This is a genomic window from Pannonibacter sp. (assembly GCF_051860505.1).
Lineage (GTDB): Bacteria > Pseudomonadota > Alphaproteobacteria > Rhizobiales > Stappiaceae > Pannonibacter.
The window spans coordinates 60,826-72,533 of record NZ_JBHYDX010000028.1; the positions used below are offsets into that span (position 1 = coordinate 60,826).

The 11,708-nt window shown below is 60.7% G+C and carries 23 protein-coding genes and 1 pseudogene; all 24 read right to left on the reverse strand.

Annotation, left to right across the window (positions count from 1 at the left end; translation table 11 throughout):
* Positions 1-46 precede the first annotated feature (46 nt).
* Positions 47-652 carry an adenylate kinase gene (locus ACTIFE_RS17615; RefSeq protein ID WP_439530461.1) on the reverse strand — a complete coding sequence of 202 codons (606 nt, stop codon included), beginning with the start codon at positions 650-652 and terminating at the stop codon, positions 47-49.
* Positions 649-1,980 carry a preprotein translocase subunit SecY gene (gene secY, locus ACTIFE_RS17620; RefSeq protein ID WP_439530462.1) on the reverse strand — a complete coding sequence of 444 codons (1,332 nt, stop codon included), beginning with the start codon at positions 1,978-1,980 and terminating at the stop codon, positions 649-651. Before secY ends, ACTIFE_RS17615 begins: the two co-directional genes overlap by 4 nt.
* Before the next feature lie 46 nt (positions 1,981-2,026).
* The gene (rplO, locus tag ACTIFE_RS17625) at positions 2,027-2,497 is read right to left on the reverse strand and encodes a 50S ribosomal protein L15 (RefSeq protein ID WP_439530463.1); all 471 of its coding nucleotides are present in this window, start codon (positions 2,495-2,497) and stop codon (positions 2,027-2,029) included.
* A 20-nt stretch (positions 2,498-2,517) separates the two neighbouring features.
* Positions 2,518-2,712 (reverse strand): 50S ribosomal protein L30, encoded by a 195-nt coding sequence (gene rpmD / locus ACTIFE_RS17630; protein WP_106755174.1) that lies wholly within the window; start codon positions 2,710-2,712, stop codon positions 2,518-2,520.
* Positions 2,713-2,753: 41 nt separating this feature from the next.
* Positions 2,754-3,323, reverse strand: coding sequence for a 30S ribosomal protein S5 (rpsE, locus tag ACTIFE_RS17635; RefSeq protein WP_106755173.1), 570 nt, complete (start codon positions 3,321-3,323; stop codon positions 2,754-2,756).
* Between the two features lie 41 nt (positions 3,324-3,364).
* Positions 3,365-3,727 (reverse strand): 50S ribosomal protein L18, encoded by a 363-nt coding sequence (gene rplR, locus ACTIFE_RS17640; RefSeq protein WP_106755172.1) that lies wholly within the window; start codon positions 3,725-3,727, stop codon positions 3,365-3,367.
* Between the two features lie 12 nt (positions 3,728-3,739).
* A complete protein-coding gene (gene rplF, locus ACTIFE_RS17645) occupies positions 3,740-4,273 on the reverse strand; it encodes a 50S ribosomal protein L6 (RefSeq protein ID WP_439530464.1) in 534 nt (177 codons plus the stop codon).
* 41 nt (positions 4,274-4,314) lie between these two features.
* Positions 4,315-4,713: a 30S ribosomal protein S8 gene (gene rpsH / locus ACTIFE_RS17650; protein WP_106755170.1), complete on the reverse strand. Its 399-nt coding sequence runs from the start codon at positions 4,711-4,713 to the stop codon at positions 4,315-4,317.
* A gap of 12 nt (positions 4,714-4,725) precedes the next feature.
* Positions 4,726-5,031: a 30S ribosomal protein S14 gene (rpsN, locus tag ACTIFE_RS17655; RefSeq protein ID WP_106755169.1), complete on the reverse strand. Its 306-nt coding sequence runs from the start codon at positions 5,029-5,031 to the stop codon at positions 4,726-4,728.
* A gap of 33 nt (positions 5,032-5,064) precedes the next feature.
* Complete coding sequence (gene rplE, locus ACTIFE_RS17660) at positions 5,065-5,622, reverse strand: 50S ribosomal protein L5 (RefSeq protein ID WP_106755168.1); 558 nt, start codon at positions 5,620-5,622, stop codon at positions 5,065-5,067.
* Positions 5,615-5,932, reverse strand: a complete 318-nt coding sequence (rplX, locus tag ACTIFE_RS17665; RefSeq protein WP_106755167.1) for a 50S ribosomal protein L24 — start codon at positions 5,930-5,932, stop codon at positions 5,615-5,617. The genes rplE and rplX overlap by 8 nt, the downstream gene beginning before the upstream one ends.
* Positions 5,932-6,300: a 50S ribosomal protein L14 gene (gene rplN, locus ACTIFE_RS17670; RefSeq protein ID WP_013652493.1), complete on the reverse strand. Its 369-nt coding sequence runs from the start codon at positions 6,298-6,300 to the stop codon at positions 5,932-5,934. The genes rplX and rplN overlap by 1 nt, the downstream gene beginning before the upstream one ends.
* Before the next feature lie 67 nt (positions 6,301-6,367).
* The gene (rpsQ, locus tag ACTIFE_RS17675) at positions 6,368-6,595 is read right to left on the reverse strand and encodes a 30S ribosomal protein S17 (RefSeq protein WP_106755166.1); all 228 of its coding nucleotides are present in this window, start codon (positions 6,593-6,595) and stop codon (positions 6,368-6,370) included.
* 10 nt (positions 6,596-6,605) lie between these two features.
* Positions 6,606-6,806, reverse strand: coding sequence for a 50S ribosomal protein L29 (rpmC, locus tag ACTIFE_RS17680; protein WP_439530465.1), 201 nt, complete (start codon positions 6,804-6,806; stop codon positions 6,606-6,608).
* A gap of 22 nt (positions 6,807-6,828) precedes the next feature.
* Complete coding sequence (gene rplP, locus ACTIFE_RS17685; protein ID WP_106755164.1) at positions 6,829-7,242, reverse strand: 50S ribosomal protein L16; 414 nt, start codon at positions 7,240-7,242, stop codon at positions 6,829-6,831.
* 39 nt (positions 7,243-7,281) lie between these two features.
* The gene (gene rpsC / locus ACTIFE_RS17690; RefSeq protein WP_106755163.1) at positions 7,282-8,016 is read right to left on the reverse strand and encodes a 30S ribosomal protein S3; all 735 of its coding nucleotides are present in this window, start codon (positions 8,014-8,016) and stop codon (positions 7,282-7,284) included.
* Entirely contained in the window at positions 8,016-8,396 is a 381-nt protein-coding gene (rplV, locus tag ACTIFE_RS17695; protein WP_106755162.1) for a 50S ribosomal protein L22, read from the reverse strand. Before rplV ends, rpsC begins: the two co-directional genes overlap by 1 nt.
* Positions 8,397-8,398: 2 nt before the next feature.
* Positions 8,399-8,677, reverse strand: a complete 279-nt coding sequence (gene rpsS / locus ACTIFE_RS17700) for a 30S ribosomal protein S19 (RefSeq protein ID WP_268135955.1) — start codon at positions 8,675-8,677, stop codon at positions 8,399-8,401.
* Positions 8,678-8,689: 12 nt separating this feature from the next.
* Positions 8,690-9,523 (reverse strand): 50S ribosomal protein L2, encoded by an 834-nt coding sequence (rplB, locus tag ACTIFE_RS17705; RefSeq protein WP_439530466.1) that lies wholly within the window; start codon positions 9,521-9,523, stop codon positions 8,690-8,692.
* Positions 9,524-9,540: 17 nt separating this feature from the next.
* A complete protein-coding gene (locus ACTIFE_RS17710) occupies positions 9,541-9,834 on the reverse strand; it encodes a 50S ribosomal protein L23 (protein ID WP_106755159.1) in 294 nt (97 codons plus the stop codon).
* Positions 9,831-10,451 (reverse strand): 50S ribosomal protein L4, encoded by a 621-nt coding sequence (gene rplD, locus ACTIFE_RS17715; protein ID WP_106755158.1) that lies wholly within the window; start codon positions 10,449-10,451, stop codon positions 9,831-9,833. The genes ACTIFE_RS17710 and rplD overlap by 4 nt, the downstream gene beginning before the upstream one ends.
* The gene (rplC, locus tag ACTIFE_RS17720; RefSeq protein ID WP_439530467.1) at positions 10,451-11,158 is read right to left on the reverse strand and encodes a 50S ribosomal protein L3; all 708 of its coding nucleotides are present in this window, start codon (positions 11,156-11,158) and stop codon (positions 10,451-10,453) included. Before rplC ends, rplD begins: the two co-directional genes overlap by 1 nt.
* 23 nt (positions 11,159-11,181) lie before the next feature.
* Positions 11,182-11,490: a 30S ribosomal protein S10 gene (gene rpsJ / locus ACTIFE_RS17725; protein ID WP_013652482.1), complete on the reverse strand. Its 309-nt coding sequence runs from the start codon at positions 11,488-11,490 to the stop codon at positions 11,182-11,184.
* 67 nt (positions 11,491-11,557) lie between these two features.
* Positions 11,558-11,708: pseudogene (gene tuf, locus ACTIFE_RS17730) on the reverse strand (elongation factor Tu); the annotation flags it as partial.

Sequence of the window (11,708 nt, forward strand, 5' to 3'; positions counted from 1 at the left end):
TACGAGACGGAGCCGGCACATAATCTTTTGGATTAGAGCGCGTCCTTTAACGAACCTCAACGCTTTCGTCAAGCTTCGAAAGAACATCGGCGATGGCTGCCGTGACCGCATCGATCGGCTGCATGCCATCGATGACGGTGAGAAGCCCATTGCCCTCATAATACGGAATGACCACAGCAGTGTCCCGGTTGTAAGCCTCGAGACGCTGCTTGAAGACTTCCGGGTCATCATCCTTGCGGACAGGCAACCCGGCAGCCTTGGTTTCCTCGGCGCGGTTTATGATCCGCGACACGAGCTTCGACTGGTCAACCCGCAACTCGATGACCGCATCAAGGCCAATGCCCTTGCCGGCGAGCATTTCCTGCAGCGCTTCGGCCTGGGCAAGCGTCCGCGGAAAGCCGTCGAGGATGAAACCCTTCTGCGCATCCGGTTCCGCGATACGGTCACGGATAATGCCAACGACGATATCGTCGGAGACCAGCCCACCCGCATCCATCACGGCCTTCGCCTGCAGACCGATCGGCGTACCGGCGGCAACGGCCGCGCGAAGCATGTCGCCAGTGGACAGCTGCGGGATGCCGTGCTTTGCCACAAGGCGCGTCGCCTGTGTGCCCTTCCCTGCCCCCGGCGGTCCGACCAGAATCAGTCTCATCTCCGCTTCCCCCTCAATTTCGCTTTCTTCACAAGACCTTCATACTGATGCGCAAGCAGATGACCCTGGATCTGAGACACAGTGTCCATGGTCACACTCACGACGATCAGCAGCGAGGTTCCACCGAAATAGAACGGAACGCCAGTCGCGGAAATAAGGAATTCGGGTAAGAGACAGACGAGAGTGATGTAGATGGCCCCGACAACGGTGACGCGGGTCAGGACATAGTCGATGTACTGTGCCGTCCTCTCGCCCGGACGAATGCCCGGTACAAAGCCGCCATGCCGCTTGAGATTGTCCGCCGTCTCCGTCGGATTAAACACGATCGCGGTGTAGAAGAAGCAGAAGAACACAATCAGCGCTGCATACAGCAGCATGTACAACGGCTGTCCGTGACCGAGCAGCGTTGTGATCGTGGTCAGCCATTCGTTGCTCGATCCGGCCGAGAACCCGGCAATGGTGGCCGGAACCAGCAGCAGGGATGAGGCGAAGATCGGCGGAATCACACCGGCAGTGTTCAGCTTCAAGGGCAGGAAGGACGTGTTGCCTTCGAACATCTTGTTGCCGACGTTGCGCTTGGGATACTGGATCAGCAGCCTGCGCTGTGCCCGCTCCATGAACACGATCAGCGCGATGACGGCAATCGCCAGAACGATGACGCCAAGAATGATCCAGGTCGCGAGCGCACCCTGCCGGCCGAGTTCGAGCGTAGACACCACTGCAGACGGCAGCCCGGCAACGATCCCGGCAAAGATGATCAGCGAGATACCGTTGCCGATACCGCGCGAGGTGATCTGCTCGCCGAGCCACATCAGGAACATCGTGCCGCCAGTCAGCGTGATCACCGCGGAAAGGCGGAAGAACATGCCGGGGTCGGTAACGACATTCGAAGCACCTTCAAGACCGACGGCGATGCCATAGGCCTGAACGATTGCCAGAAGCACCGTGCCGAAGCGGGTGTACTGGTTGATGGTCTTGCGCCCCTGCTCTCCCTCCTTCTTCATGGCTTCAAGCGACGGCACGACCGTCGTCATCAGCTGCATGATGATGGATGCGGAGATATACGGCATGATGCCGAGGGCGAAGATCGCCATGCGCTCGACGGCACCGCCGGCGAACATATTGAACATGCCGATGATGCCGGATTGGGCCTGGTTAAAGGCCTGGGCAAAGGCATCGGGGTTGATGCCTGGCAGCGGGATGTAAGTGCCAAGCCGATAAACCAAAAGCGCCCCCAGTGTAAACCAGATGCGCTTCTTGAGTTCTTCAGCCTTTGCGAAGGCCGAGAAATTGAGATTTGCCGCAAGTTGTTCGGCAGCCGATGCCATGCCGTGCTCCGGAAGGTTGCTGTCCGATAAAGGGGGAAGCCCAGGCCTATTCGGCCTGAGCTCCAAGCACGACGACCTTGCCGCCGGCCTTTTCGACTGCTTCGATAGCCGACTTGGACGCGCCGGCGATCTCGAAGGACACTGCAGCCTTCAGCTCGCCGTCAGCCAAGAGGCGGACGCCGTCCCGAAGACGCTTCAGGACACCGGCAGCCTTGAGTGCCTCGACGGTGACAACCGCCTTTGCATCAAGCTTGCCGTCATCGATTGCCTGCTGGATACGAGCCAGCGACACGATGTTGAAGTCCTTGGCAAAGATATTGGTAAAGCCGCGCTTCGGGAGGCGGCGATGCAGAGGCATCTGGCCACCCTCGAAGCCCTTGATCGCAACGCCTGAACGGGACTTCTGCCCCTTCACGCCACGACCACCGGTCTTGCCCTTACCAGAACCGATACCGCGGCCTACGCGGGTGCGGTTCTTGGTGGAACCGGGATTGTCCCGGAGATCATTGAGGTTCATTGATCTTAACTCCTGTCCCGTCACGCTTCTTCGACGACGCGGACGAGATGCCGGACCGTGTGGATCATGCCGCGCACTTCAGGAGTGTCCTGCAGCGTCGAGCGGCGGTGCATCTTGTTCAGGCCGAGACCGATCAGGGTTGCCCGCTGATACGCCGGACGGCGAATCGGGCTTCCGATCTGTTCGACCGTAATGGTCTTTTCGGTGTTCGCCATGGAACTACCCCTCGTTCAACTGGTGTGCGGAGCGCCGAGGTTCAAGCCTCGGCGCCGACCGCCACCGCATCATCGTTGTCACGGCGGCGCGCCTGGATCGCCGACACCTTAAGGCCACGACGGGCCGCGACGGAGCGCGGGCTGTCTTCCTTGGTGAGGGCGGCAAAGGTTGCACGCACCATGTTGTAGGGGTTGGAGGACCCCAGCGACTTCGCCACAACGTCCTGGACCCCAAGGGTCTCGAACACGGCGCGCATCGGGCCACCAGCGATGATACCCGTACCGGCCGGAGCCGCGCGCAGGATCACCTTGCCGGCGCCATGACGGCCCTCGACATCGTGATGAAGGGTACGGCCTTCGCGCAGCGGCACGCGCACCATGGCGCGCTTGGCTGCTTCGGTTGCCTTGCGGATGGCTTCCGGCACTTCACGTGCCTTGCCATGACCGAAGCCAACCCGGCCCTTCTGGTCACCGACGACGACGAGCGCGGCAAAACCGAACCGGCGGCCACCCTTGACCACCTTAGCGACGCGGTTGATGTGTACGAGCTTGTCGACGAACTCGCTGTCGCGCTCTTCGCGATCGCGCTCCCGTGTGTCCTGTCTCGCCATATTATTAGTCTTCCGTTCTTCAGAGCGCCAACGGGCGCTGGTCAGAATTCAAGTCCGCCCTCGCGAGCCGCATCGGCAAGCGCCTTGACGCGCCCGTGATACTGATACCCGCCACGGTCGAACACGACCTGCTTGACACCGGCGGCCAAGGCGCGCTCGGCGACAAGCTTGCCAACGGCAGCAGCTGCTGCAACGTCGGCGCCCGTCTTCAGGCTGCTCCGCAGATCCTTTTCGATCGTTGAAGCGGAGGCAACCGTGTGCCCCTTCTGATCGTCGATGATCTGGGCATAGATCTGCTTCGACGACCGGAATACAGAAAGACGCGGACGACCGTTCGCGACCTTCTGGATCGAACGACGGACGCGATCGCGACGCCGTTCGAAAGCAATTTTGCTGTTCGCCATGATCCGGTCCCGTTACTTCTTCTTGCCTTCTTTGCGGACGATGAATTCGCCCGCATAGCGGATGCCTTTGCCCTTGTACGGCTCGGGACCGCGATACTCGCGGATGTTCGCAGCGACCTGGCCTACAACCTGCCGGTCAATGCCGGAGATGTAGATTTCCGTCGGCTTCGGGCACCGGATTTCGATGCCAGCCGGGATCGGATAGACCACGTCATGCGAATATCCGAGAGCCAGCTGAAGATTGCTGCCCTGGACCTGCGCACGGTAACCCACACCAGTGATGTCGAGCTTGCGTTCGAAGCCCTGCGATACACCGGTGACCAGGTTCTGAACCAGAGTCCGCGACATGCCCCACATGGCACGCGCCGTCTGGCTCTTGTTGACGGGCTGCACCGAAATGCCACCCTCGTTAATCTCGGCCGAAACATTGTCATTGAGCTCGAGGGACAGCTGTCCCTTCGGGCCCTTGACCTCGATCATTCGGCCGTTGATCGTTGCCGTTACCCCGCTTGGCACGGGGACTGGCTTCTTGCCAATTCGAGACATCTGATCAACCTTGTCAGAAACAAAGAAAGCACTCGGCCGCGTCAGAAGACGCGGCAGAGAACCTCACCACCTACGTTTTCATCCCGCGCCTGATGGTCAGCCATGACGCCACGCGGTGTCGAAAGGATCGACACGCCCAGGCCATTTGCCACGTGCGGAATGTTCTTTACCGACGAGTACACCCGACGGCCCGGCTTGGAAATCCGCGTGATTTCACGGATGACCGGCTGGCCGTCAAAGTACTTCAGTTCGATTTCGAGTTCGGACTTGCCGCCCTCGAATTCGACCGTCGAATAACCCCGGATGTACCCTTCCTTGGCCAGGACATCAAGTACATGCTGGCGCAGCTTGGAACCAGGTGTTGAAACCTTGTTCTTGCCGCGCATTTGGGCATTCCGGATGCGGGTGATCATATCACCCAACGGATCGGAAATCGCCATCGCAGCTTCTCCTTACCAGCTCGACTTGACCAGGCCCGGGATCTTGCCCTGGGAACCCAGTTCACGCAACGCAACGCGCGACATCTTCAGCTTCCGATAGAAGCCGCGCGGGCGACCGGTGACTTCACACCGGTTGCGAATGCGGCTCGGAGCCGAGTTACGCGGCAAGGCTGCAAGCTGCAGCCGGGCCGCGAAGCGCTCTTCAAGGGACAGGGACTCGTCATTGGCCTTCGCCTTCAGAGTTGCCCGCTTGACCGCGTATTTCTTAACAAGACGTTCGCGCCGCTTGTTCTTCTCGATCGCGCTCTTCTTCGCCATCGTCGTTCCTCGTTCCTTTCCCGTATGTCCGCGTTATTTGCGGAACGGGAAGTTGAACGCGCGCAGCAGCTCGCGCGCTTCGTCATCAGTCTGCGCAGTTGTGCAGACCACGATGTCCATGCCCCAGATCTGGTCGACCTTGTCGTACTCGATCTCGGGGAACACGATGTGTTCCTTGATGCCCATGGCATAGTTGCCACGCCCATCAAAGCTCTTGGCGTTCAGGCCGCGGAAGTCACGAACGCGCGGAAGCGCGATGGTGATCAGGCGATCCAGAAATTCAAACATCTGCGTCCGGCGCAGGGTGACCTTGACACCGAGCGGCATGCCTTCACGAACCTTGAAGGTCGCGATGGACTTGGCCGCCTTGGTGATCACCGGCTTCTGACCGGCGATAAGTGCCAGGTCATCGGCCGCGATCTTGGCCTTCTTGCTGTCCGCAACAGCCTCACCGACGCCCATGTTGAGAACGATCTTCTCAAGCGACGGGATCTGCATCGGGTTGGTGTAGTTGAACTTCTCCTGCAGCTGCTTGCGCACCACATCATTGTAGTGCGCCTTCATCCGCGGAACGTAGTTGGTGTCAGCCATCGATCTGGTCTCCCGAACGCTTGGCCACACGGACCTTACGGCCGTCTTCCAGAACCTTGAACCCGACGCGGGACGGCTTGCCGTCCTTCGGATCAGCTACCGCCAGGTTGGACAGGTGGATCGGGGCTTCCTTGGCCACGATGCCTGCTTCCTGGGTCTGCGTCTGGCGCTGGTGCCGGCGGACAACATTGACGCCGCGAACGACGGCCTTGCTATCGGTCGGCAACATCTGCAGCACTACGCCGGTCTTGCCTTTGTCACGACCGGCAAGCACGACAACCGTGTCGCCTTTTTTAATTTTCGCAGCCATCAGAGCACCTCCGGCGCGAGCGAAATGATTTTCATGTGGTTCTTCGCACGGAGCTCGCGCGGCACCGGTCCAAAGATACGGGTGCCAATCGGCTCCTTGTTGTTGTTGACCAGGACCGCCGCGTTGCGGTCGAACCGGATCACGCTGCCGTCGGGACGGCGAATGTCCTTCGCCGTACGCACGACGACCGCCTTCATCACGTCGCCCTTTTTGACGCGGCCGCGCGGAATAGCTTCCTTGATGCTGACAACGATGATGTCGCCAACGCGGGCATACTTCCGCTTCGAGCCGCCGAGCACCTTGATGCACATGACACGACGGGCGCCGGAATTATCCGCCACGTCGAGGTTTGTTTGCATCTGAATCATGACTTGGCCGCCTTATTCTATCCACGACGCTCCTGCCACGGGCGCCGGATGTCAAACAGGGCCGTGGTCAAACGACCACGGTCCAACGCTTCGTCTTGGAGATCGGCGCGCACTCTTCAATCTGAACAGAGTCGCCAACCTGGCAGTTGTTGCTTTCGTCATGCGCGCGATATTTCTTCGAGCGACGGACGGTTTTCTTCAGCAGCGGATGGGTGAAGCGACGCTCCACCTTAACCGTCACCGTTTTGTCATTCGCGTTGCTGACAACGGTGCCCTGCAGGATGCGTTTTGGCATGGTCGTCTCCTTACGCGTTTTCGCCCACGCGCTTTTCGCGCATGATCGTCTGGATCCGGGCGATGTCGCGGCGAATTTGCCGGACGCGACCGGTGTTCTCGAGCTGACCCGTTGCCTTCTGGAAGCGCAGGTTGAACTGCTCCTTCTTGAGGCCTTCGAGCTCCGTGCGGAGCTCGTCGAGGGTCTTGGCCCTTACATCACTTGCCTTCATGGCTCAAAATCTCCTGGCTGCCTTACTCGGCGATCCGCTGGATGAACCGGCACTTGATCGGCAGCTTGGCAGCACCAAGGCGCATTGCCTCGCGGGCAATATCCTCAGGCACACCGTCGATCTCGAACATGACCCGGCCCGGCTTGACACGACAAGCCCAGTAATCCGGAGCGCCCTTGCCCTTACCCATGCGGACTTCCGCAGGCTTGGACGACACAGGCACATCCGGGAAAATCCGGATCCACACGCGACCCGCACGCTTCATGTGACGGGTGATGGCACGACGGGCTGCCTCGATCTGGCGCGCGGTGACACGCTCCGGTTCGACGGCCTTGAGGCCGAACTCGCCGAAGTTCAGGTCTGTCCCGCCCTTCGCGAGGCCATGGATGCGGCCCTTGTGCTGCTTGCGGAACTTCGTTCGCTTCGGTTGCAGCATCGTTTTTCTCTCGTTTCTTGCGTAACGCTAACTGCCTAATCAGGCAGTGCGCTCGCGACCCCGATCCCGATCCCGGCGCTGGCCGCGATCACCCTGATTCGATTCCGAGCCTTCGGTCGCCCGGCGCTCAGACGCCATCGGATCGTGCTCGAGGATCTCACCTTTGAAGACCCAGACCTTGACGCCGCAAGCACCATAAGCGGTGTGAGCGGTCGCTGTGCCATAATCGATGTCAGCGCGCAAGGTGTGCAGCGGCACGCGGCCTTCACGATACCACTCCAGGCGGGCGATTTCCGCGCCACCGAGACGGCCGCCGCAGTTGATGCGGATGCCCTGGGCGCCGAGACGCATGGCCGACTGAACAGCACGCTTCATCGCGCGGCGGAACGCAACGCGGCGCTCCAGCTGCTGTGCGATGGAAGCGGCCACGAGGGTCGCGTCGATTTCCGGCTTGCGCACTTCAACGATGTTGATGTGCACTTCGGAGCTGGTGATCGAAGCGAGCTTCTTGCGAAGCTTCTCGATGTCCGCACCCTTCTTGCCGATGACCACGCCCGGACGACCCGAGTGAATGGTGACGCGGCACTTCTTGTGCGGGCGTTCGATGACGATCTTGGACACCGCAGCCTGCTTCAGCTCGGCCATCAGATATTCGCGGATGCGAAAATCTTCATGCAGAAGCTTGCCGTACTCGCCCTTGTTTGCGTACCAGCGCGAGTCCCAGGTGCGGTTGATCCCGAGGCGCATGCCGATCGGGTTAACTTTGTGTCCCATCAGGCAGTCTCCTCGACTTCACGGACAACGATGGTCAGGTTCGAGAACGGTCTCTCGATCCGGCCAGCCCGACCGCGCGCACGGGCATGGAAACGCTTGATGACGAACGCCTTGCCCACATGGGCTTCGGCGACGACCAGGCGATCCACGTCCAGGTCGTGGTTGTTCTCGGCATTCGCAATCGCCGACATCAAGGTCTTCTTGACGTCGCCGGCGATGCGCTTGCGGGAGAACGTCAGGTCCGCGATTGCGGATCCGACCTTCTTGCCGCGGATTGCAGCCGCCACGAGGTTCAGCTTCTGCGGGGAGACGCGCAGCATGCGCGTGACCGCCTTGGCCTCGTTGTCGGCGAGCGTCCGCTCACGCTTCGGCTTGCCCATCGTTACTTCCTCTTCGCCTTCTTGTCGGCGCCATGCCCGTAGTAGGTCCGGGTCGGCGAGAACTCGCCGAGCTTCTGACCGATCATTTCTTCAGACACCAGCACCGGAACGTGCTTCTGCCCGTTGTAAACGCCGAAGGTCAAGCCAACGAACTGCGGCAGGATTGTCGAGCGGCGGCTCCAGGTCTTGATGACCTCGTTGCGGCCAGACTCGCGAACCTTGTCCGCCTTCTTCAGCAGATACCCGTCGACAAACGGACCTTTCCAGATCGAACGTGTCACGATCCGTACCTCTTAACTCTTGCGCGCATGACGGCTACGAACGATGAACTTCGCCGTAGACTTGTTGCGACGCGTGCGCTTGCCCTTGGTCGGCTTGCCCCACGGGGTAACCGGATGACGGCCACCCGAGGTGCGGCCTTCGCCACCACCGTGCGGATGGTCAACCGGGTTCATGGCAACACCGCGGGTATGCGGACGAATGCCAAGCCAGCGGGAACGACCGGCCTTGCCCAGGTTGATGTTGCCATGGTCCGGGTTGGACACGGCGCCGATCGACGCCATGCAGGTCCCCAGAACACGGCGCTGCTCGCCCGACATCAGGCGCAGGACGGTGTAACCCTGGTCGCGACCGACGATCTGAACGAAGGCACCAGCAGAGCGAGCGATCTGACCGCCCTTGCCCGGCTTGAGTTCCACGTTATGCACGATCGTGCCGACCGGGATCGACGCCAGCGGCATCGAGTTACCCGGCTTCACGTCAACGCTCTGGCCCGAGATGACACTGTCACCAACGGCAAGGCGCTGCGGCGCGAGGATATAGGCCAGTTCACCATCTTCATAACGGATCAGCGCGATGAAGGCGGTGCGGTTCGGATCGTACTCGAGCCGCTCGACGGTGGCTGCAACGTCGAACTTGCGACGCTTGAAGTCCACCAGACGGTAGCTGCGCTTGTGACCGCCGCCAACGTTGCGGGCAGTCAGACGACCGCGGTTGTTACGGCCGCCGGTCTTGTTCAGGCCTTCGGTCAAGGTCTTGACCGGCTTGCCCTTCCACAGATCGGCGCGGTCCACCTGAACCAGCTGACGCCGGCCGGGGGACGTGGGGTTAAATGTCTTGAGTGCCATTTTTTCCTGTCCCCGCCTCAGAGCCCGGTGGTCACGTCGATGGACTGACCTTCAGCAAGCGTCACGACAGCCTTCTTATAGTCAGACTGCTGGCCGATGCGGCCACGGAAGCGCTTCACCTTGCCCTTGCGGACCAGCGTGTTCACTGCAGTGACCTTGACCCCGAACAGGGCCTCGACCGCTGCCTTGATCTCCGGCTTGGTCGCCGTCTGGGCTACCTTGAAGACCACCTTGTTCTGCTCGGCAGCCATAGTCGCCTTCTCGGTAATCACCGGGCTGACGATCTTGTCGTAGTGAGCGACCTTGCTCATTTGAACCGCTCCTCGATGGCCAGCACCGCAGCCTTGGTCAGGACCAGGGTGTTGCGACGCAGGATGTCATAGACGTTGATGCCCTGAACCGGCAGAACGTCGATGGACGGGATGTTGCGGGCTGCAAGCGCGAAGTTCATGTCGATCTCCGAGCCGTCAATGAACAGCGCATTGGCCAGACCCAGCTTGCCGAACTTTTCCTTCAGCATCTTGGTCTTTGCCTCGGCCGCCTTAGCGTCCTCGACGATGATCAGCGAACCGGCCTTGATCTTGGAAGACAGTGCATGGGCAAGACCCAGTGCGCGAACCTTCTTCGGCAGATCATGGGCATGATCACGCACGACCGGACCGAAAGCCTTACCACCGCCGCGGAACTGCGGTGCCTTGCGGTTGCCGTGACGCGCACCGCCCGAACCCTTCTGGCGCACGAATTTCTTCGTGGTGCCAGAGACTTCCGACCGGCCCTTGGTCTTGTGCGTACCAGCCTGACGCTTGGCAAGCTGCCAGCGCACCACGCGGTGGATCAGATCCGTGCGCGGCTCGAGACCAAAGATCTCGTCCGACACCGTGATCGAACCGGCGGCCGAACCTTCGAGGGTTTTGACCTCAAGTTCCATCACTCACTCTCCTTGCCCGAGGCTGCCGCGTCGACGGCCCGGAACGCGCCCGGAACCGGCACGCCTTCCGGCAGCGCCTTCTTGACGGCGTCGCGAACCAGGATCCAGCCGCCCTTCGAACCCGGGACAGCGCCTTCGATCATGATCAGACCGCGCTCCACGTCCGTCCGGACAACCTTCAGGTTCTGCGTGGTCACGCGGGCATCGCCCATGTGACCAGCCATCTTCTTGCCCTTGAACACCTTGCCCGGGTCCTGCCGTTGGCCGGTCGAACCGTGCGCGCGGTGAGAAACCGAGTTACCGTGCGAAGCGCGGCCACCACCGAAGTTGTGGCGCTTCATGACACCGGCAAAGCCCTTACCAATCGAGGTGCCCGTCACGTCGACGAACTGTCCTGCGATATAGTGGTCGGCGGTGATCTCCGCACCAACGTCAATCAGGTTGTCCTGGCTGACGCGGAACTCGGCGATCGTGCGCTTCGGCTCGACCTTGGCGACGGCGAAATGTCCGCGCATCGCCTTCGGCGTGTTCTTTACTTTAGCTGCACCGGCGCCAAGCTGCAGCGCGGTGTAGCCGTTCTTTTCCTCAGTACGATGAGCAACGACCTGGCACTTTTCCAGCCGCAACACAGTGACCGGAACATGCTCGCCAGCATCATTATAGATGCGCGTCATGCCCACCTTCTGAGCGATCACTCCAGAACGCATTGGCGTATCCCCTTTGATCCGACTCAGAGCTTGATCTCAACGTCGACACCGGCCGCCAGATCGAGCTTCATCAGAGCATCAACCGTCTGCGGGGTCGGATCGACGATGTCGAGGAGGCGCTTATGCGTGCGCATCTCGAACTGATCACGGCTTTTCTTGTCGATATGCGGACCGCGAAGCACGGTGTACTTCTCAATCCGCGTCGGCAGCGGCACGGGTCCCCGCACCTGCGCACCGGTCCGCTTCGCCGTGTTCACGATCTCCCGGGTGGAAGCATCAAGAATACGGTGATCGAATGCCTTGAGGCGGATCCGGATATTCTGACCGTTCATTTCAGATTTCCCGATTAGGCAGCTCCCCTGCCCTTCGCATCAGGCGAAGGGCAGAAAAGCCAGCCACTTACTCGATGATGGAAGCAACGACGCCGGCGCCGACGGTACGGCCGCCTTCACGGATCGCGAAGCGCAGGCCGTCTTCCATGGCGATCGGAACGATCAGCGTGACGACGACAGAGATGTTGTCGCCCGGCATGACCATTTCGGTGCCTTCC

Excerpts from the sequence above, each read along its gene's own strand:
- rplF (WP_439530464.1), bottom strand. The coding sequence starts at position 4,273 with ATGTCTCGAATTGGCAAGAAGCCAGTCCCCGTGCCAAGCGGGGTAACG.
- rpsC (WP_106755163.1), bottom strand. The coding sequence starts at position 8,016 with ATGGGACACAAAGTTAACCCGATCGGCATGCGCCTCGGGATCAACCGC.
- rpmD (WP_106755174.1), bottom strand. The coding sequence starts at position 2,712 with ATGGCGAACACCGAAAAGACCATTACGGTCGAACAGATCGGAAGCCCG.
- rpsH (WP_106755170.1), bottom strand. The coding sequence starts at position 4,713 with ATGGCGATTTCCGATCCGTTGGGTGATATGATCACCCGCATCCGGAAT.
- rplV (WP_106755162.1), bottom strand. The coding sequence starts at position 8,396 with ATGGGCAAGCCGAAGCGTGAGCGGACGCTCGCCGACAACGAGGCCAAG.
- ACTIFE_RS17615 (WP_439530461.1), bottom strand. The coding sequence starts at position 652 with ATGAGACTGATTCTGGTCGGACCGCCGGGGGCAGGGAAGGGCACACAG.
- rplE (WP_106755168.1), bottom strand. The coding sequence starts at position 5,622 with ATGGCTGACACCAACTACGTTCCGCGGATGAAGGCGCACTACAATGAT.
- rpsE (WP_106755173.1), bottom strand. The coding sequence starts at position 3,323 with ATGGCGAGACAGGACACACGGGAGCGCGATCGCGAAGAGCGCGACAGC.
- rpsN (WP_106755169.1), bottom strand. The coding sequence starts at position 5,031 with ATGGCGAAGAAGAGCGCGATCGAGAAGAACAAGCGGCGCGAACGTCTT.
- rplX (WP_106755167.1), bottom strand. The coding sequence starts at position 5,932 with ATGGCTGCGAAAATTAAAAAAGGCGACACGGTTGTCGTGCTTGCCGGT.
- rplC (WP_439530467.1), bottom strand. The coding sequence starts at position 11,158 with ATGCGTTCTGGAGTGATCGCTCAGAAGGTGGGCATGACGCGCATCTAT.
- secY (WP_439530462.1), bottom strand. The coding sequence starts at position 1,980 with ATGGCATCGGCTGCCGAACAACTTGCGGCAAATCTCAATTTCTCGGCC.
- rpsJ (WP_013652482.1), bottom strand. The coding sequence starts at position 11,490 with ATGAACGGTCAGAATATCCGGATCCGCCTCAAGGCATTCGATCACCGT.
- rplR (WP_106755172.1), bottom strand. The coding sequence starts at position 3,727 with ATGGCGAACAGCAAAATTGCTTTCGAACGGCGTCGCGATCGCGTCCGT.
- rplN (WP_013652493.1), bottom strand. The coding sequence starts at position 6,300 with ATGATTCAGATGCAAACAAACCTCGACGTGGCGGATAATTCCGGCGCC.
- rplB (WP_439530466.1), bottom strand. The coding sequence starts at position 9,523 with ATGGCACTCAAGACATTTAACCCCACGTCCCCCGGCCGGCGTCAGCTG.
- rpsQ (WP_106755166.1), bottom strand. The coding sequence starts at position 6,595 with ATGCCAAAACGCATCCTGCAGGGCACCGTTGTCAGCAACGCGAATGAC.
- rplD (WP_106755158.1), bottom strand. The coding sequence starts at position 10,451 with ATGGAACTTGAGGTCAAAACCCTCGAAGGTTCGGCCGCCGGTTCGATC.
- rpmC (WP_439530465.1), bottom strand. The coding sequence starts at position 6,806 with ATGAAGGCAAGTGATGTAAGGGCCAAGACCCTCGACGAGCTCCGCACG.
- ACTIFE_RS17710 (WP_106755159.1), bottom strand. The coding sequence starts at position 9,834 with ATGAGCAAGGTCGCTCACTACGACAAGATCGTCAGCCCGGTGATTACC.
- rplO (WP_439530463.1), bottom strand. The coding sequence starts at position 2,497 with ATGAACCTCAATGATCTCCGGGACAATCCCGGTTCCACCAAGAACCGC.
- rplP (WP_106755164.1), bottom strand. The coding sequence starts at position 7,242 with ATGCTGCAACCGAAGCGAACGAAGTTCCGCAAGCAGCACAAGGGCCGC.